This is a genomic window from Streptomyces sp. NPDC088766, assembly GCF_044750845.1.
GTDB lineage: Bacteria > Actinomycetota > Actinomycetes > Streptomycetales > Streptomycetaceae > Streptomyces.
Map to the genome: position 1 here is coordinate 84,211 of NZ_JBIVKQ010000001.1, position 21,134 is coordinate 105,344.

Sequence of the window (21,134 nt, forward strand, 5' to 3'; positions counted from 1 at the left end):
AGCCACCGAGGCCCGGCCCCCGCGAGGGGTGCCGGGCCTCGGCGTTTCCGCGGCGACCGTCACCCGCCGAGTCACCGGTCCCGTCATCCGCCGTGCCGCACCAGGAACCGGACGGGCTCCGCGAGCGCCGCCCGCGCTCCTTCGTGGTCCGCCAGTCGCGCGGCGAGGGTGGCCTGCGCAAGTCGTGGAGGCAGCGACTCCGCGAACTTCAGGCCGCGCACGGCGTGGGCGTCCACCTCGGGCAGGGTCAGGCCCGCGTCGGTGTCCGCCACCGCCGCCCGCCAGGTCTGCGGGGTCATGTCGTCGCGCAGTCGGACGAAGCGATCGTCGACGAGCCGGTGCCGCAGGACGACGGACGGCAGGGACGCGGCCAGGGTCGCGTTCGCGCGGTGTCCGGCCCAGGTCCACCAGCGCACGTCACTGTCGCCACGCCGGGTGATGACGGTTCCGGCCGGGTGCACCACGTCCAGATGCGTCTCGCGCGCCTCCGCCAGCTTCGCCTGCGCCCGGCGGGTCAGGAGTACCGGAGGATCACCGCCGAGCAGGACGTCACGGGCGGCGCGGGCCAGCGTGTACGAGCGGACGCGGTTCGGCCCGAACCCGTTCCATCTGGCACGCCCGCCCTCGTCCACGGGTTCCACGAAGCAGCGTCTGCGCCGCCAGTCGATGTACGTCACCAGCCAGCTGCGGCCGGCCAGGAGCAGCTTGCGCGGCCCGACGACCTCTTCCGTGAGCAGGTCCGGATCGGTACGGCCGATCTCCGTCCGTCCGCTGAGCACGGTGAATTCCGGTGGTGCGGTGAACGACGCCGTCAGGTTCATGAAGTGCCGGTGGCCGAAACGGCGTTCGGCCTCGGGCCCGATGAACAGTGTGCCGCCGTCGCGCTCCAGGTAGCCCTGCTCCACGAGATGCCGTACGACGGGCTCGGCGGCGCCGGCGAACGGGTCGAGGCCACCCCACCACTCCTGCCATAGATTCTCCCCGACCCGGTGCTCCTGCAGGCACAGGGCGAGGAGCTGCTGGGCGACGAGGTGCCGCGGCTCGGGCGGCGGGGTGACCGGTTCCACCCAGCCGCGCGACCAGGCCAGCAGCAGCGCCGCGGCGGACAGGAGCTCCTCGTCGGTGAGGGCGAGGAACAGGCAGTTGCGGCGGGTGCCGACGCGGCGCCCCGTGCGCCCCAGGCGTTGCAGGAAGGAGGCCACCGTGGCAGGTGCGTCGAGCTGGATCACCCGGTCGAGGTCGCCGACGTCGATGCCCAGCTCCAGGGTGCTGGTCGAGACGATCACGCAGTCCCGGGCCTCGGCGAAGGCCTCCTCCGCGCGGCGCCGTTCGTCGGCGGAGAGCGAGGCGTGCGACAGGAAGGTGGTCACACCTCGCAGGCGGAGCTGCTCGCCCAGCTCTTCGACGGTGCGTCTGCTCTCACAGAACACCAGCCGTTTCTCGCCCCGGTGCAGGGCGGCGATGACGGTGGCGGCGTTGGCGACGGAGCCGACGTAGTCGAGTTCGACGTCTCCCGGCGGCGCACTCGTGGCCGGCGACGGCGACAGGGGGGCCGTGCCGGGCAGGACCACGCCGGGCGCGACGACCCGCCCCGGCCGCCGCCCGTGGCCCGAGCCCTGCAGCCAGTCCAGCAGCTCGTGCGGATTGCCGACGGTGGCGGAGAGCCCGACGCGTTGCACGGGCCGCCCTGCGACCTTCTGGAGCCGTTCCAGCACGGCCAGCAGGTGCCATCCCCGGTCGTCACCGGCGAACGCGTGGACCTCGTCGACCACCACGGAGTGCACCCCGGAGAAGAACGTCCGGTGGTCCACGTGGGTGCTGACCAGCATGGCCTCCAGCGACTCGGGCGTGGTGAGCAGCAGGTCCGGCCGCTGGGCGAGGATGCGGCGGCGGCGACTGCTCGCGATGTCACCGTGCCACAGCTGTGCGGTACGCCCCACCCAGCCCGCGTACGTCTCCAGCCGTGGGTGCAGGTTGTTCAGCAGGGCCTTCAGCGGGGTGACGTACAGGATTCCGGTGCCCTTCCACCCGTGCCGTTGCGCGCGGGTGAGCAGGGGGAACGTGGCTGCCTCGGTCTTGCCGCCGGCGGTCGGCGCCAGCAGGACGGCGTCCTGTCCGGCCAGGAGGGGCTCGACCGCCTCCTCCTGCAGCGGTCTGAGGGAGCGCCAGCCGAGGGAGTTGACGATGTGGTGGGTGAGGATCGGATCGAGCAGGTCCAGCGCGTCGGCGCTCACGGCAGCTCCAGCTCCACGCCGCCGGCGCTCGCGGCGGCGTTGCGCTCCACCTCGTCGAGCTCCGCGCTGTTCACCGTGAGCGTGTAGTGGACGCGGGGGTCGAAGTCGTCGAAGGTGTCGATCCGGTCGAGGACGTCGGCGACCAGCTTGCGCAGGTACAGCCGGGGGGCGATACCGGCCTTCCCGCCGAGCGAACCGGTCACGGCGCGCGCCAGCTCGTCGAGGTAGCGGTCGTCGGCCCGCGCGGCGACCCGCTCGGGGTTGCGTGCGGTCGCCTCGTACACGCCGCGCACCTTGCGGCCCAGCTCGCCGAGGGAGGCCAGGTCGAAGCCGGGGAGGCGCAGCTGGACGGCGCGCGGTGAGTCGAAGCGCGGGTCGGTGGTGAAGTCGGTGGCCAGCCGCTGGGCCAGCGGGGCCAGGCGCTGTACGCCCTGCTGCCCCTCGTAGAAGGCGGGGGTGCCGGTGATGACGAGGAACAGTCCGGGGAACCGCCCGGCGTCGATCTCGTCGAGCAGTTGGCGCAGGGCGTTCAGCGACTTCTCCCGGACGTCGCCGCGCACCCGCTGGAGGGTCTCGACCTCGTCGAGGACGAGGAGGAGCCCGGGGTGGCCGCAGTCCCGCAGCACGGTCAGCAGCCCTTGGAGGAAACCGAGGGCCGCGAAGTGGTCGAGGTCGCCGCGTACTCCGGCGGCCCGCTTGGCGGACGCGGCCACCGACTTCTGTCCGCCGAGCCAGGCGATGAGCGCCTCGGCACGTGCCCCGTCACCGGCGGCCACCGCCTCGCGGTAACCGCGCAGTGCGGCGGAGAAGGCGGGCGTCGTGCGGGCCACGTCGGTCAGCCGCAGTTCCAGCAGTGTGTCCACGGCACGTGCGAGACCGGCCTCGTCGTGCTCGTCGGCGTCCCCGGCGTCGAGGACCTCCTCCTCCAGCGCGTAGAACCAGGAGTCGATCACGGCACGGAGCGCGGAGGCCGGGTGGGTGGAGGTGGTCAGGCGTTCGGTGAGCCGCCGGTAGACGGTCTCCAGGCGGTGCAGTGGGGTCTCCGTCTCGGAGATCTGCACCTCGCTGACGGCCAGCCCGCGCCGTTTCGCCCGCTCGGCGAGCCACCGGGCGAAGAACGTCTTGCCGGAGCCGTACTCGCCGCGCAGCGCGTGGAAGGCCGATCCGCCGCGGGCGACCGTGGCGAGGTCGTCGTCGAGGGCGTCCGCGAACCGGTCCAGGCCGACGGCGAACAGCCCGAGCCCTTGCTGGGGCACGGTCCCGCGGCGCAGCGCGTCGATGACGTCCTGGGCGCGTGCGGGACTGACGCCGACGGGTGCGGGTCCGTCCGGAGTGTTCATGATGCGGTGTCTCCCGGGAACTGCTGCCGCAGCAGTTCCCTGTCGAGGTGGACGGTGCGTCCGGACTCCACCAGCTGGAGCACCGGGTAACCGTCGATGTTGAGGAGCCGTTCGAGCATGGTGACGAACCGCTGCGGGTTGCGCTCCGACTTGCCGGTGGCGGCCTGGGCGGCCGTGGCGACGGCGGCCGGCGAGAGCTTGCCGCCCGCCGCGAGCAGTGCGTCGAGCGCGGCGGCCACGGCGGTGCCGCTCGGTGCGTTCCGCACGAACTCGCGCTGGCTCTCGTACGGCTTGCTGCGCACCGTCCGCTCGCCGGGCGTGAGCTGCCCGGGCTGCGGGAACAGCCCGTCGGGCTGAGGTTGCTGCTTGCGGGCGCCCTTGCCGCGCGGTGCCGTCGCGGGCTCCGCGGGCTGCGGGGCTTCGGCGCCGCCCTGCCACCATGCGGGAGCCGTGTCCTCCGCGGGCAGCGCGGTCCAGCCGGCGGGGATCTCGCTGCCGGACGGGACGAACGCCAGGACGGGCACGGTGACTTCGGCGAGTGAGGCGCCGCCGTGGTATCCCGCCTGGCGGGCGGTGTAGCGCAGGTCGTCGCGCCAGGCGGCGGTGATCCGCCCGCCGGCGGCCCGCACCCGCGGCCCGGTGAGTTCCACTTCGCCGGGTTGGGCCGGGCCGGTGCGCCAGCGGGCCCCGTGGACGCCCTCCGCCGCCGTGGGGCCGGCCTGGCGTGGGCTGCGGTCCAGGACGTGACCGTGGTCGGAGACGAGGAGGACCGGCCGGCCCGCTCCGAGGGCGGCGTCGAGGAGGTCCGCGAGTTTGGCGATGTCCCCCGTGCGCCACCGGGCCCGCCCGTTCTCGCGGCCGTCGGAGAGCGCGTCGTCGATGGTGTTGACGATGACGCCGACGACGGTCGTGTCGTCGGCGAGCGCTTCGAGGAGCCCCGGCGCGAGCCGGTGTCCGGCCGTTCCCTCGTAGCCGCCCTTGTGGAAGAGCAGGGCTTCGCGGCGCCGTTTCTTCCAGAAGGCCGTGAATCCGGCCCGCTCCACGTCCTGCCCGCCCTCGGTCGGCGCTCCGCTCAGCAGCGAGGCCCGGCTGATCCGGGTGACGGTCGGCAGCATGGCGACGGCGGCGAGGCGTCCGGGGCGGCGGCCCGTCGTGCCGGCCGGGACGATCTCGGTCCAGGACCGCCGGTCCAGTCCGGCGGCGAGGTCGACGGCGACGTCGGCGCTCATCCCGTCGAGGACGAGGACGAGGGGCCGGCCGCCGTCGCGGGCGAGGGGCGCCGCGGCTTCCGTCAGCACGTCCTCGATGAGCAGGGCCCCGTGCGGTGCCTGCGGGGAGGCTCCCTCCGTCCAGGTGGCCAGGATGGCCGCGAAGCGCTCGTCGAGCTGCCGTCGGCGGTCCCGTACCCGGCCGATCAGCCGGTGGTACGCCTCTCCGACCTCGCCGTCCCGGGAGATGTCGCCCTCGGCGAGGATGCCGGTCGCCAGATCGACCCAGCCGGTCGACTCCAGGTGGTGGCGCACCCCCTGCCCGACCGATTCCACGGGGGGTGCCGGGGCGTCGAGCCAGCGCACGAGCCGTACGGCGGTACGGGCGCGTTCGGTGGATTCCGCGTGGAGGACGGCGAGCTGGTGGTCGGCGAGGTCGCGCAGCGCCGCGTGCGCGGGGCCGGGCTGTCCGTCGAGCGTGCCGGCGAGGGTCCGTAGCCGGGACCGGTACCCGGAGGGCAGCAGCCGGTCACCGGCGAGCAGCCCGGTCAGCCGGGCGGTCTCGGCGAGCTGGTCGGCGCGCTCCAGCACGGCCAGGACCCGGGTGTGCGCCTGCGCACCGGTGCCGCCGCCCCCCTCCGCCTGGGCGATCCACCGGGTGAGGACGCCGGTGGCGGCCGTCGCGTAGGGGGTGAGCGCGTCGAACGAGGCGAGTGCCCGGCCGAAGAGGGTGCCGAGCGCGAATCCGGCGTCGGCGGCGGCCGGGCAGGCCAGGGCGGCCGAGGCGAGGGCGCCCAGGGGCAGGGCGTCCGCGCCGCGGCCGTCGGCGGCGAGCGCGAGCAGTGTGGGTGCGGCCGGCCCGGTCACCTGTTCCAGCCAGGCGGTCAGCCCGGCCCGCTCCTGCGCCGGCAGTTCGGCGAACCGTTTCGGGCCGACCGGGTTGCGGCTCCAGTCGAAGAGGGTGTCGGCGTCCAGGTCCAGCGAGTCGTCGCTCGTGTCGCCGAGCCCGACGCGGGCGGCGAGCAGGGCCCGCAGGGCCCGGTCCCGGGTGAGGACGGAGCCGGCCCGCGGCCAGCCGTCCGACGGCTCGGCTTCCAGGAGGGCGTCCAGCAGCCAGGTCTCGCGCACCATGCGGGTGTCCAGGTCCCCGGCCCCGAACAGCTGCTTGACGACGTCGGTGCGTTCGACGGCCAGGGGGCGGCGGCGCACCGCGTGTCCGCGCAGGTCCCAGCCGAGCTGGTCGGCGGGGACCTTGCCGGTGACGACGAGGACGCTGTCCCCGTCGGGGTCGGTGTCGTGGGTGTGGCGCCGCCAGGCGTCGGCGATGCCGAGCGGTGAGTCCTGGTCGGTGATGTGGACGCGCCGGGGGGCGCCGTCGACCTGGACGGTGAACTCCCGTTCCTCGTCGCCGCCCGCCCACACGGCGTCGACCAGGACCAGCCGACGGCCTTCGGCGCCGGGCAGTTCCGCTTCCAGGAGCACCTCGATGGCACGCCGTCCGGCGGCCGGTCGGGGGGCCGCCATCAGCGGGCGTCCGCGGTGCCGTCGACGGATCCGGCGGGCTCGACCGGCTTCCAGCTGATCTCCACCGTGGCGTCCGGATGGGCGGCGAGGAAGGCGCGGATGTCGTCCCGGACGCCTCCCAGCTCGTCGGCCAGCTGCTTCTCCAGCGGGGTCGGGCCGACGGCGGCGACGATCCGGCGTCCGGCTCGCGGTCCGCGGGCCGGACCGTCCGTTCCGGCACCGGAGGGGGTCTGTGCCTGCGGAGGTACGGCATCGGCTGCGGGCCGGGGGTGACGGGTGGCGACCTCGGGCTCGGTGACGCGTACGTCCTGCGCCCCGGGGGCGGGTTCCTGCCGGGGGGTGAAGACGGTCTCCACCTTGAGCGCGGCGTTGATGATCGCGTTGGCCTTCTCGCCCGCGTCGCCGAGCACCGGGACCAGGGACCGTTCGAACTCGGAGGACCGTGCGGCCAGTGCGATCTCGTCGAAGAGCCGTCGGGCCCGGTCGCCCACTCCGTCCTCGCGGGCTGTCAGCCCCCGGACGTTGCCCAGCGCCGGCCAGGCGGCGTCGTCCAGGGCCCGCAGCACCTCGCCCGCGCTGCCCATGGCGGTGTTCAGGTCACGCTCGGTCGAGGTGTAGGAGGCGGCGGCCAGTTCGCACACCAGCGCGGTGGCGTCACTGCCGTGCCGGGTCAGCCGGGCGAGCAGGGCCGCCGCCTCGCGCAGCATCGCGGTGCGGGGAGCGGTCCCGCCCGGTGTGTCGAGTCCGAGCAGCGCGGCGTGCCGGTCCAGCGAGGCCCGCACTCCCGCCACGTCCTTCTCCCAGGTCTCCGCCTTGGCGCGGATGTCGTCGGCGAGCCGGTTGACGTTGCGGGCGTACATGTTCGGCTTGGCGGAGACGCCGAACAGCCGGGCCGCCCGGTCGCGGGCCGCCGCGTACTGCTCCTCACTCGGCAGCGGCTGCGCCCGCAGCGACCAGCCCGGTCCGATCTCGTGCAGGGCGGGCGCCTCCCTCTCCGGCCCCCCCTGGTAGGCCCAGGCGCGGTCGTCGAGCAGGGCGTAGGCGGCGATGAGGAGGTTGCCGGTGAGCTTGTCGAGCCCGCCGTGGCCGAGGTCCTTCGTGATCCAGCCGCGGATGTCCTCGACGGCGAGGTCGCCGCGCTGCTTGTGCGCGGCCGCCGCCTGGTTGACGCGGGTGCGCCAGTCCTGCCGCATGACCAGCGGCCCGTCGTGGACGGTGCCGAGTTCCAGCGGCTCCACGATCCGCTTGACGGTCTTCAGGTGGTGGCTGTCGACGTTCTGGGCGCGACCACCCTCGTCCATGGCCCGGGTGATCCACTCCAGGGCGGTGCGCAGCTCGGCGGGCGTGACCGCCTTGCGCTGCCCCTTGCCGTCCGGCCCGAAGTCGGGGTGCTTGGGGTACAGGGCGGAGAACATGCCGTCGGCGAGGTGCTGCACGTTCGCCTCGAAGCCCTTGCCGCCCTCCTCGCGGGGCTGCGCGAACTCCGGCTGGAGCGACAGGACGTGCCGCCCGTCCGGCACCTCGGGGCCGGGGTTGGAGTCGGTCGGCCGGGCCAGCCCGTACACCTCGGCGAGTGCCGCGGTGAGCTGGTCGGTGAGGGTGTCGCGGGCGACCTCCAGCTGCCGCCGGACCTTGGCCCGGTCATCGGGCGGGAAGGTGCCGGTGTAGTCGGCGAGCCGGTCGCGTTCCAGCAGGAAGCCGATCCGCATCAGCCGGCCGAGCTGGGCCTTGCGCTGGTCGGAGAAGAAGTCGGTGAGCCACACCAGGGTCGGGGCGGTCACCCCGTCCCTCTTGAGTTGTTCGACGCGGTGGAAGTCGTCGCTGGGGTAGTGGTCGCCGTCGTCGAAGGGGTAGTCGATGACGAACCGCACGTTGCCGGCGGTCGCGGGGGTGAACTGCTCGTCGGGCAGGTCACCGCGGTCGCGGACGTTGCCGAAGACGAACTCGGCGACGCGCCGGGTGCCCCGCCAGACGATCTCCTTCTCGGCGACGAACTGCCCGTCCCGCACGCCGATCGCCTCCCACAGCCGGTCGCGCAGCCACACCCGCCGCACGCCCGCCTTGTCCTCCTCGGCGACGGCGTCGAGCAGGGGCTCGATGTCGAGGTCGGACAGGTGCAGCGAGAACACGGGGTCGGCCTCGCCGTCGGACCGCACCTCGGACGGGAACGCGGCCTGCAGGTCGCGCATCCGCCGTACGACCACGTCGCCGGCGGGCACGGTACGGGAGCGCACCGAGCCGTGGTTGAGCGCGGCGAGCCGCGCTCCGGTGAGCCGCCGCAGCGCGGGCACGTCGGGGGCGAGCGCGCTCAGCAGCAGGCTCTTCACGAACCGGTCGTCGGCCCGGAAGTCGGCATGGGTGTCCGAGCCGTACTTCTCCTGAAGGTGGGTGCGCGCCTTGGCGTAGAACTTCACGGCGGCCTCCGACTCGCGCTTCAGCTTGTCGGTGAAGGCGGCGCCGGTCCCGTCGACGAGGACGTCCCACAGGTCGCCGAGCGGGATGAGCTGTCCCACGGCGGCGTCGGCGTGCCGTTGCAGGAGCTGCTGGACGAGCTTGAGTCCGGTGCGTTCGCGCTGGAGGGCGCCGGAGAGGGCGACGAGGACGTTCAGCAGGGCCGGGGACAGCGGGTACACGGCGCGGAAGTCGCTCCAGTCGGCCTGGGTGGCGCCGCCGCCGTCCAGCAGGATGTCCTTGACCTGCTGGTTGGACCGGTCGATCCCGCCGAAGGCGTTCTCCAACACCATGTCCTTGCCGGGCAGCGGCTTCAGCACCCGCTCCTTGATGATCTCCGGCAGGTTGCGGTCCTCCAGGTCGACCGTGTCGAACCGCTCGTTGAGGTATTCCAGCGCCTGTTCCATCGCCTTGACGTCGGCGCCCAGCACGTCGGAGCCGACCAGCTGGGACAGGTCGCGCTGGCGGGAGATGAACGACACGATCGGCACCGGCCGGTCCGCGTCGCCCGACTCGATCAGCTTCACGAGTTTCTGGATCTCGCTGTTGACGAAGGTGCGGTCCCGCATGTGGGCCTGGAGCCACAGCACCAGCTCGTCGAGGAACAGCACGACGCCGTCGTACCCCAGCGTGCGCGCGTGCCGGCTGATCGCGGCCAGTCCGTTCTCCAGCGGCACGTACTTGGCGGCGTCCCCGCGCGCGCTCTCCGCGTAGGACTGCAGGGGTCCGCTGAGCAGCGCGGACACCAGCCGTTCGCGGCGTTCGTCCCCGGCCTGCGCGGTGAAGGCGGCGTCCAGCTCGCCGGGTGTCCACGTTCCGCCGGCGCCGATCACCCGCAGCTCGTCGTCCTCGTCGTCGTCCTCGACGGCGCCGTCGGCGGGCAGCAGCCGGACGAACGCGTCGTCGCCGAGCTGGTCCCGCATCCGCCGGGCGTCGGCGAGCATCGCGTCGGACCGGAAGACGCTCGGGGTGGGCGCCTCGGGGTGCTGGTCCCGGATGGCCCGCACGTACCCGCCGAGCAGCGCCTCGTCCAGGTTGGCCGCCCCCACCAGGTGGTAGGGCACCATCAGGAACCGCTTCCCGCGCAGCCACTCGTCGTGCTCGGCGACGACCTCCCGCAGCCGGGGCTTGGCCCGCGCGGAGGCGTCCCCGTTGAGGACGGCGTGCAGCACGGTCAGGAAGTGGCTCTTGCCGGCGCCGAAGGAGCCGTGGAGGTAGGCGGCGTACGAGGCGTTCTTGCGCACCGCGCCGCGCACCAGTCTCAGCGCCTTGTCGAACTGTTCCTGGAGCTGCGGCGTGACGACGTACTCCTCGACCCGCCCGGCCGAGTCGCCCTTGAATCCCTGGGACAGCTCGACCTTGAAGTCGCCGGCGTAGACGTCCTCCTTGATGTCGAGGACGTCCCTCAGTACGACGGTGTCGCCGCCTCTTGCCATCAGATGCTCCCGCTCCCCACAGCACACGTCCGGCCGTCCCCGCGGCCGACTTCCTCGGGGCCCGCGACGGTGAGATCCGTGCCCCGTGCAACTCCTCTTTATCCTGCCAGCTCGGGCGGGTCCGGGGACCGGGGAGTCACCGGCCGGTCATGGAGCGTGCCCGGTCCTTCCGGAGGCGGGCCGTGGGGGACGGCGAGGGGCCGGGCTTCCGCCGGACCCGCCGGCACGGTGTGCGGTGGCGGGACGCGGCCCGGGTCACAGGCCGCGCAGCGCGGCGGACAGATCCGCCACGAAAGCCTGCCACGAGGGGACCTCGCTCACCGAACCGTGGCGGTCGAGCAGGTCGAGCAGTCTGTGCCGGTTCCGCGGGAAGCGCTGCTGCAACTCCGCGAGACGCCGGCCCTTGCAGCCGCTGGCCTTCGCCAGGGTGTCCTTGAGGCGTTGTTTCGGATCGGCGATGCGTTCCACGGCCGCCGCTTTCGGCAGCTCCAGCGGTATCCGTCCCCGTGGGTTGCCGGCCACTTCGCGGAGGGCCTGCTCGTCGAGGAGGAGCCAGGCTTCGAGCATGCGGACCGGTACGACGGGAACGTGTCTGAGATCCGGCCAGGTCTCGCTGACGGCTTCCGCGATCTCCGCCTTGCGGATGTCCGGTGATCCACGGTCCGCGTCGCGCTGGACCACCGCGAGATCGTAGGTGGCTCCGAGTTCCCTGGCGGTTCGCAGTTTGTCCGCGACGGAGTGCCCCACCGAGGACCGCAGCCACCGCAGGTCCGGTGCACTGACCGTCACCTGCGTTCCCAGGTCCGCCGCGATCCCTTCCACGTGGGCCACCAGGCCCTGGTCGCTGCTGCCCTCGCTCAGGAACAGGACGCGTGCGGTCATGCGGCATGTCCGTCCAGGTCGAGGGTGAGCTGCGCGTCCGGTGGCGATTCCAGATAGGGCAGGATGTCGAGCTTGGTGACGAATTCGTCCGTCCTGTCGGCCGTCCGCCAGGTTCCGGCCAGCGGGCGCAGTCTCAGTCTCCGGGTCACCTGTCCGGTGTCCGCCCGGAAGGCGGAGGTGTCGGCGAACAGCAGGTCCTGGGAGTCGACGAGTTGGACGACTCCCGGGGAGTGCGTGTTGATGAGGACCTGGCGGAACGGGTTGTCGTCTCCCGGAGCCTCCTGCGGATCGACCGCCAGATCCCGCACCAGGTCCACCATCGCCGAGAGGTTGGCCGGATGGATTCCGTTCTCCGGTTCCTCCATGCACACCAGTCCCTGGATCTCGGGGTCTTCCAGCAGTACGCACAGGGCCAGGAACCGCAGCGTTCCCTCGGAGAGGCTGCGGGCGGGCAGCACCATGCCGCTGATCTCGTGCAGCCTGATGGTGAGCAGTTCTCGTACGTCGTCTTCCTGCACGTCGAGTGTGCGCACCTGGAGGCCCGACAGGTCGGACAGCCGGCCGGCCACGCGTGAGTAGACCTGGGCGGGGTCGTCCGGTGAGGTGTGCAGGGCGATCCGGAACAGCGCGCCGGGCAGATGCAGCCCGTCGGGGCCCATCGACCGGGAACCGGTGTAGCTGTCGGAGCTGCGCAGCGCGGACGGTTCGAGGGCGAGCCGCCGCCAGGACTGCATCTCGCGGCGTACCGCCAGGATGGTGGGATCGTCACTGGTGTTGACCGTCGACACGACGGTGGCCCGCGCTCGCGATGCCGCCGCGGGCCGCGGCTGGCCGCGGCTTCCCCCGTCCTGGTGGATGCGGATCACGGATTCGGTTCCCTCCACCGTGGTGGAGATGTAGGAGACGCCGGAACGCCGTCCGGTGACCACCGCGTCACGGAACCGCGCCTTGGAGTGCGGGAAACGGAGCCGCGCCCGCGCGTCACCCTGCTTGATGTGCCGCAGGCTCTCGTGCAGCAGTGACAGCCTGCCGATCTTCTCGGCTCCGGTGGGTGGCTGGTAGCCGAGTTCCAGCTCGTAGCGCAGGAAGGACGTCGTCGGTACGGCCGGCCGCCCGAAGTCGTCCTCGACCGGCTGCGGCGGTACCAGCATCTCCGCCGCGAACCGCATGCGGTGCGTGCCGTGGTCGTAACCGTTCCAGAACAGGTCGCGTGCGTCGCCGTGCCGCTCGCCGTGGGTGCCCCGGACCTCCTGTGTGGCCTCCATCAGCGAGCGGTCGGCGAGCAGGCTCAGGAACTGGATCGCGTCGAAGACGTTGGACTTGCCGGTTCCGTTCTCCCCCGCGATGCAGGTGAACGGACCGAGTTCGACCGCCAGCCCCAGAAGGTTCTTGAATCCGTCGACCTCGAGCCGTGTGAGCATCCGTCCTCCCAGGTGGTGCGGCCGGTCCCTGGCCCGGTGGGATCAGGGTCCTCAGCAGCATATGTTCCCCGAGGGGGCCGCACGGGTGCCGTGTGCCTGCCGTGGTGAGGACGGCGTCCTCCGGGGGGGGCGGGTGTCCCTTTCGGGGGTGATCAGGGGTCGCGTCGTCCTTCCGGGGAGCGCCGTGGGTCAGATCGGTCCCCGTTCCTGCTCCATGGCGGTCGGCTCGTCTGCCGCGGCATGCCGTCGACGGTCGTCCGGCCACGGGTGCGTTCTCGTCCCGCGCTCGGTGGGCACCACGGCCCAGACCGTCTTGCCGACGGCGCCGGGCCGCGGGGCCGTGCCCCACTTCTCGGCGAGGGCGGCGACGAGGAGGAGCCCTCGGCCGCCGTCCTCCCCGGTTCCGGCGTTCCGCGTCTCGGGCAGCCGCTCGCCCCGGGCGTCGCTCACCTCCACGCGTACGCCTCCGCCGTCCTCCCTGCTCAGCCGCAGCTCGGCGTCCCGGCCGGGGACCAGCCCGTGGGTGACGGCGTTGGCGGCCAGCTCGGCGACGACCAGTTCGACGGCGTCGTTGGCCGGTGTGCCGTAGCTCCACCCCCAGGTGTCCATCTGGTGCGAGGCGAGCCTGCGGGCGAGCCGGGCGCCGCGCGGTGAGGCGGTGAAGCGGAGGGCGAGGACCGACTGGTCGGCGAGGACCGGCCGGTCGGTGAGGAGGGGAGGCGCGGGAGCGGCCGGTCGCTCCCGGCGGGGGGATGTGGTCATGCCCCGAAGATCCCGTGCCGCGACCGCCGTTCACCAGCTACGACACCCCCACGGTGGTGCTCTGTCGGGGTGCCGGGGCGGCGCTGTCGGGTCTGTCGGGGCGGGCGTCGGCCGTCTTCCCGGTACCGCGTGGTCGGAGCCGTTCCACCGGTGGGCGGTGGCTCGCGCGGCGGCCCGGCCGTCGGGCCTGGCCGGACCGGTCCCGCGGCCTCGGGCCGGGTTCCACGCCAAGGATCGTGCGGGAGCACGCACGAGGACCCTCGGGCACGCAGGTGTCCCGTCCTGCGCACCGCGGGTCAGGGACGGGGACGGGACGCCGGGATCCGCGCGGGGGCCGGGGAGCCGAGGCAGCGGCGGCACCGTGTCTCGTCGCCGGTGGGCCGGAACAGCGTCGCCTGGACGTGGTCGCCCTCGCACTCCCGGAGGACGGCCAGCCGGGCGGACAGGCGGTCGGGGCGGGGCTGTTCGGCGGTCGGGGGAGGGGCGGCGGGGCTCGGAGCGGTGGGCGCGTTGCCCGGTCCGGCCACGGGTGGGATCTCGCCGAGCAGGTAGCGCAGGAGTCCGCCGGGGCGGTGGACGGGGGCGCCGCCGTCGGGGAGGTTGCGCAGGATGTGCGTGCGGACGGCGGTCGACAGGTGCCCGGCGGCGAGCCAGCGGGCGGTGAGGTCCGTCAGCTCGGCGTCCATGGCGCGGGGGATGCCGCGCAGGGCCGGGTCGAGGCCGCGGTAGGAGGAGACGAGGGCGCGGGCCTCTTCGAGGTGGGGGACCGGGGGAGTGGCGGGCCGGTGGTTCCCGTCGTCTACCGGGGCCTGCGGGGCCTGCGCGGCTTGCGGGGCCTGCGCGGCTTCGGGGGCTTGGGCGGGTGCGGGGGCATCGGGTCCGTCCTCGGGGGGTTCGGGGGGCTGGTTGTGGGTGTCCACATGAGTGTCGCCGTAGGGAAGACCGTCGGTGAGCCGACCTGTCCGCTCACCGGCCGTCGGAATACGGGGACTCGGATCGACCTGCGGCGACACGGGTGCGGAGGGCGGCGGTACGGGCATCCGGGCGAGGAGCTTGGCGGCTTCGGCGGGGCTCAACGGGACGTTGGACACGAGTTGTTGGGTGGCCCAGTGGCCGCCGGGGCCCTGGACGCGGCGTTCGTGCACGAAGCCCTCGTCCTTGAGCTGCCGTTTGGCGCGGGTGAAGGCGCAGGCGCCGATGTTGGCGCGTTCGGCGGTGCGCGAGAGGGACTCGCGCGCCCCCTCGGGGAGGGAGAGCTGCCAGGTGAGGAGTCGAACGGCGTCGGACGACAGCCGGGGATGCCGGATGAGGTCGTGGGAGAACTGGGTGAAGGCGCGCGGGGGCGCGATATGGTGCCGGTAAATCACGGTGGAGGTCCTGTCCACTGGTGGTTCAGGCCCTCGCGAACGGTTGCAGCCGTTGCGGGGGCCGTATTTGTGCTGACGGTACCGCACGGAAAGTGTGCGCGCGGACGCGTTGCGTGAAGAAAGCTTTCGCGGGACGTTCACCCACACGAACCAACTTTGTTTGTTCGAAGCCCCGTTGACCTGGGCGGCTCCTACTCTGCGATCACGGACACCGGAGTCGCGAGGGAGCGAGGGCGGGATGGACAGGGGCGCGGACGCGGGCGCGGGAACGGGTGGCGCGGAGTCGGACGCGGACGTGGGGTTCCTGCGCTGCTTCGGCCGCCAGATGAAGCTGCTGCGGGAGGCGGCGGGCCTCACCCAGGCGCAGGTGGGGGAGCGGGTCGGGTACGGCGAGGCGCAGATCGCGGCGGTGGAGCAGGGGCGGCGGATCCCGAAGCCGGAGCTGATCGACGCGGTGGACCGGGCGGTGGGGGCGCGGGGGGTGCTGGTGGCGATGAAGGAGGAGGTGGCGAAGGCTCGGTATCCGGGGTTCTTCCGGCGGTACGCGGAACTGGAGGCGGAGGCGGTTGAGCTGCACGCCTACATCAACCAGGCCATCAAGGGGCTCTTGCAGACGGAGGAGTACGCACGGGCGGTGTTCCGCATGTGGCGTCCGCTGTTGGACGAGGAGGCGATCGAGCAAGGCGTTTCCGCACGCATGGAACGGCAGAAGCTGTTCGGACGTCGTCCGGCTCCACTGCTGAGCTTCGTCATCGACGAGCATGTGTTACGGCGGCCGCTTGGTGGGCGTGAGGTCTGGCGCGGCCAGCTGGAACAGCTTCTGCTCTACGGCTACCAGCGCAACGTCGCGATGCAGATCATGCCGATGGAACGAGAGGAACACGCCGGTCTTGCAGGGCCGTTCACATTGATCCACTCGAAGAATCAGCGCAGGATGGCTTACATGGAAGTACAGGACGTGAGCGCCCTGTACGCGGAGCCGAAGAAGGTCAGTCCGCTGGAAGCGACGTACGGGGCCCTCCGGGCAGACGCGTTGACTCCCCGGGAATCGCTGACCTTCATCGAGAAGCTGTTGGGAGAGCTATGAACACAGGCAGTTCCGCGCCTGCCGCTGCTGAACGGCGCTGGTTCAAGAGCAGCTACAGCGCGGGCAACGGTGGCGACTGCGTCGAGATCGCGGACGCCGGTACGGCCGTACTCGTCCGAGACTCCAAGCGGCCTGGGGACGGGTTCCTCACGGTGGACGCCGACCAGTGGGCCGCGTTCGTACGGATGGCCGCGCGCGGCTGAGGTGAACGCGAGGGAGGGGCGGCCGGAAACCGGCCGCCCCTCCCTCATGCCTGCTCGGCAGGGTCACTCACTCTTCTTCTGCCGACCGCGCGTCTTCTTCTCGGGACGCCAGTTGACGAGGTCGGTCTCGGACAACTCCGCGTCCGCGCGGCCCGATTCGAGCGCGGCCTGGAACTCCTCGGCGGGGTTGCCCTCCCACTCCTCGTCGTACTCGCCGTACCACTGGTGCACCCAGGGCAGCACTTCGCGCAGCCCGGCGAGGAGCGGTACGAGCCAGGGGTCCTTCTTGTCCCAGCCGCCGTCCTCCACGCGGGTGCGGACGAGACCGACGAGGGCGTCGGCCTGGTCCCGGTGGTTCCAGCCGGCCCAGCCGAGAAGGAGGGAGGGGTCGGACTCCAGGGAGGCGCCGGGGTAGGAGATGAACCGCTCCTTGGGCACGTCGAGCTTGCCGCGGTTCGACCAGTAGGAGTTCTTGAGGAAGTCCGTGCTGGTGTACTTCGGCGGCACCTTGATGTCGAGCCGCTGCCCGGTCCGGTCCTCTTCCCGCTGCTGCTCCCAGACCTGCTCCCACTGGGCCCGCTTGCGCATCCCGGTGTCCTTGTAGCGGAGGGCGGCGAGGTAGGGCACGTGCTCGGCCTCGATGACGGCGGCGAGAACGGTGGCGAGGGAGGCGTCCCGCTTGCCGAGGTGATCGGCGCCGTACAGCTCGGCGACGGCCTGGACGTCCTTGTCATGCCGCAGCTCGTCGGCAAGCTGGTTGACGGTGAGCGGCCGGGGCACGGTGAACCCGTCCCGCTCCTCGAACCAGAGGTCCTCACGCTCGGCGGCATCGAGCAGCCAGGCGCGGAGAGCGGCAGCCTCCCGCTTCTCCCAGGGCTCGGTGGACCAGCGGCGCTTGTACTCGGGGCGCTCGATGAGGCGGATGTCCTTGTTGGCCTCGATGAGATCGATGCGGGCCTGCATGACCTTGCGGTAGGTCTCGGGCCAGTGGTTGGGGATCTCGGTGACGGGGGTGGACCCGTGCCGCTCGAACCAGGCGGTCTCGGCCTCACCGGCGGCTACCTTTCGGGCGAGCACGATCTCGAAGGCCCTTTGTCCGAGGGCGACTTTCGGCACCTCGTTGGTGGTGGTCCGCGCGACCTCCTCGGTGGTGAGCAGTCCATAGGCGCCGTAGACGATCCAGTCCAGCTCCTCCTGAAGGGCGATCATCCGGGCGCGGGTCTGCTCCTGGCTACGGCGAGAGTCATCCAGGGCTTCGCGGGTGGGTACGACGTTGTTGATGAGGGCGGAAGGGACGTGCTTGGCCGACTCTTGAGCGAGAGCGTCGAGTTCACGGCCGAGGGCGAGGGGAAGCTGGTTTGGGAGGGGGAGTTCTTGGAGCCGTGTTCCGTTAAAGGCGTATCGGTTCTCCCACGCCTCGTCCTGCACACCGCGCCCAATACCACTTCCGCCCTTGACATGGCTCACTTGCTTCATCCAGAAGCAAGCAGCTGAGGAGTTCAACAGACCCAGCAGTTCAAGGTGTTTCTCTTCGCTAGCCCCTGCGGGCAGCTTGATGACTGGTGCGGTCTGCTTGAAGACCTTCTCGCCCCGGTCCAGCACGAAGTGGTTGTGCGTGGCCACCTCGCCGAAGGTGATCGATAGCGGCGTCCTGTACCGTTCGGTTACCCACCGGTACCACGTCCACCACGGTTCATCCGACTCGGCGCGGGTCTGACCGCCAAAGCCTGTAGTCGAACCGAGAGTCGTTCGCATGGTCCACAGATGGCGCCCCCATCCGGATTCGACCTCGTAAGGAATAGGTTTCTGAGAGGCGTCGTACGGCACTAGAGCCGGATCGTTTGCGGCAATATCCCAGTCACGCACGACATCGCCAGTGACTAGGGTACGTTTCAGCGGTTCGGAATCCGGACGTTGCCTGAACCACGATTCGGAGAGGAAGAACACCTCGTCCTGCCCCGGGAAACTGGCGAAGCCGATGGCGCGGTCGAGTAGGTTGCCCAAAGGAGACGTGCCACCCCCCAATGCTGCCATGACCTCCGAGGCTCCACCGCCGGACAGGCTCCACGGAAAATCGGCGAACGTCGACCGTGCGGCATCGGTGGACGTCACCCACTCCGACTCACTCCCCGGCCGAGTCACCTGCCCCGTGATCGCCCCCCATACCAGCCCCTTCGCCGCATCCTCCGGCTGGTTCGGCTCGCCCCGAACACCGAGCACGGCCCGGATCGGATCGGCCTGTCGGGCCTGGTGGTTGCGCCCGGCGAGAATCACCGTCGGTGTCCCGTGTCCGGGAATGAACGCGCCGGACGTGTCGATGACGTGGGTGAGTGCGACACCCGCGAAGTCCCGCTTCCGGCCCGTAGCCGGATCCTTGAACTCCCTGCCGCCGTGGAAGTAGGCCTCGATGAGTACCTTGCCGAACTCCCGCTTCATGAAAGAGTTCGACGTGATCTGCCCGGTGAACCCCCCGTCCTTCCGGTCCCCTTCGGCGCGGACCGCAAGTTCGAAGATCCGCTGCGCGAACGGCACCGACAGGGCGTACTTTCCCGCACAGGAGAAGTACGCTTTCCGGTAGTTCTGGCTCTCTTGGCTGTCCTTGACCGTGATGTACGGCGGATTCCCCACCACCACGTGATAGGTCCCGCGCCCGAGCAGGTCCACCTCGTGGGTGTACCCCTCCACGTCCTCCGTCCGGTAGTAGAAGGGCTCATTCTCGGCGAACAGGGTGTCGAGGGTCTCCGTCACCGACTCACGGTTCCGCCCGTGCAGCAACGAGTCCGCCACCGCTACCCGAATAGGAAGCTCAGGCGCCGCCCTGAACTCCCGCACCCCGCAAGCCTTCAACGCAGCCACCAGCAACCGGAACCGAGCAATGGCCACCGCGAACGGGTTCTTGTCCGCCCCGTGCACCGACTCCAGCGCCCGCCGCACCAGTACCCACGCCTCGGTCCCCGGCTCGCCGGCCCGCCACTTCTCCAGGAGCCGTTCGAACATGCCCAGCAGGAAGTGCCCGGAGCCGCACGCGGGGTCGATGCACCGCAGCCCCCGCACCACGTCCGCGCCCCCGGGACCGTCGGGGAACACCTCGCCGTCCCACCCGGCGGGCCGGTGCTTCCACGCCGGCGTCAGCCCGAACTCCTCCACCGCCGGTTCCAGCGTCAGGTCGAGGACGAACTCCTCCACGAACACCGGCGTCTGGAGCAGCGCGTACGTCTTGCGGGCGTGCTCGGACAGGTCCTGGTACAGGTCACCCAGGAAACGCGTGTCCAGCTCCTCGTCCGTGAAGTCGTGCACGATCTCGCCGTCCGCGCCCCGCCGCCGCCAGAACGCGAGCAGCGCGGTGGCGGCCTCGTAGGACGGCGTCACCTCGTACAGCGGGTTGTGCGCGCGGTCGAACAGCCCCTCCACCGTCCGATGGGACTTGGCCAGCGCCGTGAACGACTCCTCCAGCCAGTCCCGGTCGTTCCTCGACGGGTTGTCCCGGAAGTACGCGTCGTGCCGGTCCTGCGCCTCCGCGAGCCGCTCGCCCGGCCCGGACAGCCACGCGTCGGGGATCAGCCCGTTGTCCTCGCTGAACCGCACGAACACGCACGCCAGCACCCACGCGGCGGCGATCTGCACGACCCGCTCGTCACGCCAGGTCTCGTACATGGCCGCCGTACGCTCCGCCGCGACGGCCTTCTCGTACTCGGCCCGCAGTGCGTCCCGGAACTCCGGCTCGGCCTCGGTCCGCTCCCGCAGATCGTCCTCCAGCAGGCGCGCCTGCGCCTGGAGGTCCTTCAGCAGCCGCGCCCGGTCCAGCGAGGCCCCCGCCCCCTGCGTCTCCTCAGCCGTCACGGTCACAGCCGCACCTCACATCCCACTAGCCGGCCCCGCGATCACCGCGGACGCACACATTTCCGGCGAACCCCCCAAGGCCCGCCGTCCCATCCTGCCAGCCCGGCCCCACCGGCCGCAGGCGTCGCCCGACCGGGAAGCCGTCGGTTCCGGCCCGCTCGGCGGGCGGGCCGGCGGTGCCGCTACATCCCGCGCTCGGCGCCCGCGTCCTGCCGCAGATCCTCGCGTTCCGCGTCCCGGAGCGTCGGCGCGCCGGTGACCGTGCCGTGACGGGGCCGGATTTCGTATGGCCGGTGAGGGAAGGTTCCTCTAACCTGGAGAGGTTGTAGCTCTTCGTAGCCTTCCGGACACGTATCGCGAAGATTCGTCCGGTGGATATCGGTACTCGCCTGCAGCGGTGCACAACCGTCCACTACGCTCGAAGGGTTTGTTGGAGCAGCTCGGGGATCTGGGGGGACTGCGGTGGTTCATGAGGGGGAACCCTTATGGCGCAGGAGCAGCGCTTGCGGCAACGAGACGGAATGCGTGGAGATAGCCGTGCAAGCGGGGCACGTTCGTGTGCGCGACTCCAAAACGCCCGTCACAACCGTGGTGCACTTCGCCGCCGTCACCTGGGCGGGCTTTCTCCAGGCTCTGTCACAGGGGGAGCTGAGAGACTCATGACCTTCTTACAGACCGTCGGCAGGAGGTGTGGGGCCGTCATGGACACCGAGAGTTCTGCAGAGCAGCGTCGGGAGCGCGGGGGCCGTTCCCGGTCCACCGGTGCGGGCGGTGCCGCGGTCTTCCTGCTCGTCGTCGGAACAGTGGCGACCACGGCCGCTGCCGCGGCGTCACTCCTGGTGGACAGCCTGCTGGCCAAAAGAGTCCTGTGGGCGGTCGTCCTCGTGGCCGTCTCGATGAGCGCGGGACTGTGGCGCGGGACCCAGCCCTTTACGGCGTCCCCACCGAGTTCTGATCGTCTTCCGTACGTCCCACGCGCGGGCTCTCACCGGTAGTGCCGGCCCTGCGCCGCCGCAGTGCTCCGACGACCCACCAGGTGAGGGCGGCCAGACCTATGGCAATCACCAGGCCGAGAGCCAGGGTGAGGATGTCACCCCACGGAAGTTGCAGTTCGCCATGACGGGTCTGGCCCACGAGCATCAGGAAGCTCGATATGAAGAGCGCCGCCAACACCACGGCGATGCCCACCAGGGTGACGCCGTTGGACTTCTGCCGTTCGTCGGGGTCCCCCGTCCCGGCGCCGTTCCCCACCGGCTCGGTCTCCTGAGAGGCGCGGCCTTCGGGTTCGTCGCCGGTGGGACCGGTCCGGTCCGTCCTCTGTCCGTAAGTGCGCGTCAGCTCGCGCAGGCGCTGCCACGCTGACCTGGCCACTCGATCCT

General features: G+C 71.5%; 13 protein-coding genes. 3 read left to right on the forward strand and 10 right to left on the reverse strand.

What is annotated here, in order from left to right; translation table 11 throughout:
- Positions 1-83 precede the first annotated feature (83 nt).
- The 8 genes from ACIP5W_RS00450 to ACIP5W_RS00485 form a co-directional block, all read right to left on the reverse strand.
- Positions 84-2,234 carry a DEAD/DEAH box helicase gene (locus tag ACIP5W_RS00450; protein ID WP_401464437.1) on the reverse strand — a complete coding sequence of 717 codons (2,151 nt, stop codon included), beginning with the start codon at positions 2,232-2,234 and terminating at the stop codon, positions 84-86.
- A complete protein-coding gene (gene brxD, locus ACIP5W_RS00455) occupies positions 2,231-3,574 on the reverse strand; it encodes a BREX system ATP-binding protein BrxD (RefSeq protein WP_401464440.1) in 1,344 nt (447 codons plus the stop codon). The genes ACIP5W_RS00450 and brxD overlap by 4 nt, the downstream gene beginning before the upstream one ends.
- On the reverse strand, positions 3,571-6,306 hold the full coding sequence (gene pglZ, locus ACIP5W_RS00460; RefSeq protein ID WP_401464443.1) for a BREX-2 system phosphatase PglZ: 2,736 nt from the start codon (positions 6,304-6,306) through the stop codon (positions 3,571-3,573). The genes brxD and pglZ overlap by 4 nt, the downstream gene beginning before the upstream one ends.
- On the reverse strand, positions 6,306-10,193 hold the full coding sequence (locus ACIP5W_RS00465) for a hypothetical protein (protein ID WP_401464446.1): 3,888 nt from the start codon (positions 10,191-10,193) through the stop codon (positions 6,306-6,308). Before ACIP5W_RS00465 ends, pglZ begins: the two co-directional genes overlap by 1 nt.
- A 255-nt stretch (positions 10,194-10,448) precedes the next feature.
- Positions 10,449-11,075 (reverse strand): hypothetical protein, encoded by a 627-nt coding sequence (locus tag ACIP5W_RS00470; protein WP_401464449.1) that lies wholly within the window; start codon positions 11,073-11,075, stop codon positions 10,449-10,451.
- Positions 11,072-12,496: an AAA family ATPase gene (locus ACIP5W_RS00475; RefSeq protein WP_401464452.1), complete on the reverse strand. Its 1,425-nt coding sequence runs from the start codon at positions 12,494-12,496 to the stop codon at positions 11,072-11,074. Before ACIP5W_RS00475 ends, ACIP5W_RS00470 begins: the two co-directional genes overlap by 4 nt.
- A 189-nt stretch (positions 12,497-12,685) precedes the next feature.
- A complete protein-coding gene (locus ACIP5W_RS00480) occupies positions 12,686-13,258 on the reverse strand; it encodes an ATP-binding protein (RefSeq protein ID WP_401464455.1) in 573 nt (190 codons plus the stop codon).
- A 296-nt stretch (positions 13,259-13,554) separates the two neighbouring features.
- Positions 13,555-14,625 carry a hypothetical protein gene (locus tag ACIP5W_RS00485; protein WP_401464458.1) on the reverse strand — a complete coding sequence of 357 codons (1,071 nt, stop codon included), beginning with the start codon at positions 14,623-14,625 and terminating at the stop codon, positions 13,555-13,557.
- Between the two features lie 238 nt (positions 14,626-14,863).
- Between ACIP5W_RS00485 and ACIP5W_RS00490 the strand changes: the two genes are divergently transcribed.
- Entirely contained in the window at positions 14,864-15,712 is an 849-nt protein-coding gene (locus ACIP5W_RS00490; RefSeq protein ID WP_401464461.1) for a helix-turn-helix domain-containing protein, read from the forward strand.
- Positions 15,709-15,915: a DUF397 domain-containing protein gene (locus ACIP5W_RS00495; protein WP_401464464.1), complete on the forward strand. Its 207-nt coding sequence runs from the start codon at positions 15,709-15,711 to the stop codon at positions 15,913-15,915. The genes ACIP5W_RS00490 and ACIP5W_RS00495 overlap by 4 nt, the downstream gene beginning before the upstream one ends.
- A gap of 63 nt (positions 15,916-15,978) precedes the next feature.
- Here ACIP5W_RS00495 and pglX read toward each other — a convergent pair whose 3' ends face one another.
- Positions 15,979-19,761, reverse strand: a complete 3,783-nt coding sequence (pglX, locus tag ACIP5W_RS00500; RefSeq protein ID WP_401464467.1) for a BREX-2 system adenine-specific DNA-methyltransferase PglX — start codon at positions 19,759-19,761, stop codon at positions 15,979-15,981.
- 456 nt (positions 19,762-20,217) lie between these two features.
- On the opposite strand from pglX, the gene ACIP5W_RS00505 reads away from it, so the two are divergent.
- Positions 20,218-20,418 carry a DUF397 domain-containing protein gene (locus ACIP5W_RS00505; RefSeq protein ID WP_401464470.1) on the forward strand — a complete coding sequence of 67 codons (201 nt, stop codon included), beginning with the start codon at positions 20,218-20,220 and terminating at the stop codon, positions 20,416-20,418.
- Between the two features lie 267 nt (positions 20,419-20,685).
- Here the strand turns inward: ACIP5W_RS00505 and ACIP5W_RS00510 are convergent, their stop codons facing one another.
- Positions 20,686-21,126, reverse strand: a complete 441-nt coding sequence (locus ACIP5W_RS00510; protein WP_401464473.1) for a hypothetical protein — start codon at positions 21,124-21,126, stop codon at positions 20,686-20,688.
- Positions 21,127-21,134: the final 8 nt, after the last annotated feature.

Excerpts from the sequence above, each read along its gene's own strand:
- brxD (WP_401464440.1), bottom strand. The coding sequence starts at position 3,574 with ATGAACACTCCGGACGGACCCGCACCCGTCGGCGTCAGTCCCGCACGC.
- ACIP5W_RS00475 (WP_401464452.1), bottom strand. The coding sequence starts at position 12,496 with ATGCTCACACGGCTCGAGGTCGACGGATTCAAGAACCTTCTGGGGCTG.
- ACIP5W_RS00480 (WP_401464455.1), bottom strand. The coding sequence starts at position 13,258 with ATGACCACATCCCCCCGCCGGGAGCGACCGGCCGCTCCCGCGCCTCCC.
- ACIP5W_RS00495 (WP_401464464.1), top strand. The coding sequence starts at position 15,709 with ATGAACACAGGCAGTTCCGCGCCTGCCGCTGCTGAACGGCGCTGGTTC.
- ACIP5W_RS00470 (WP_401464449.1), bottom strand. The coding sequence starts at position 11,075 with ATGACCGCACGCGTCCTGTTCCTGAGCGAGGGCAGCAGCGACCAGGGC.
- ACIP5W_RS00490 (WP_401464461.1), top strand. The coding sequence starts at position 14,864 with ATGGACAGGGGCGCGGACGCGGGCGCGGGAACGGGTGGCGCGGAGTCG.
- ACIP5W_RS00465 (WP_401464446.1), bottom strand. The coding sequence starts at position 10,193 with ATGGCAAGAGGCGGCGACACCGTCGTACTGAGGGACGTCCTCGACATC.
- pglZ (WP_401464443.1), bottom strand. The coding sequence starts at position 6,306 with ATGGCGGCCCCCCGACCGGCCGCCGGACGGCGTGCCATCGAGGTGCTC.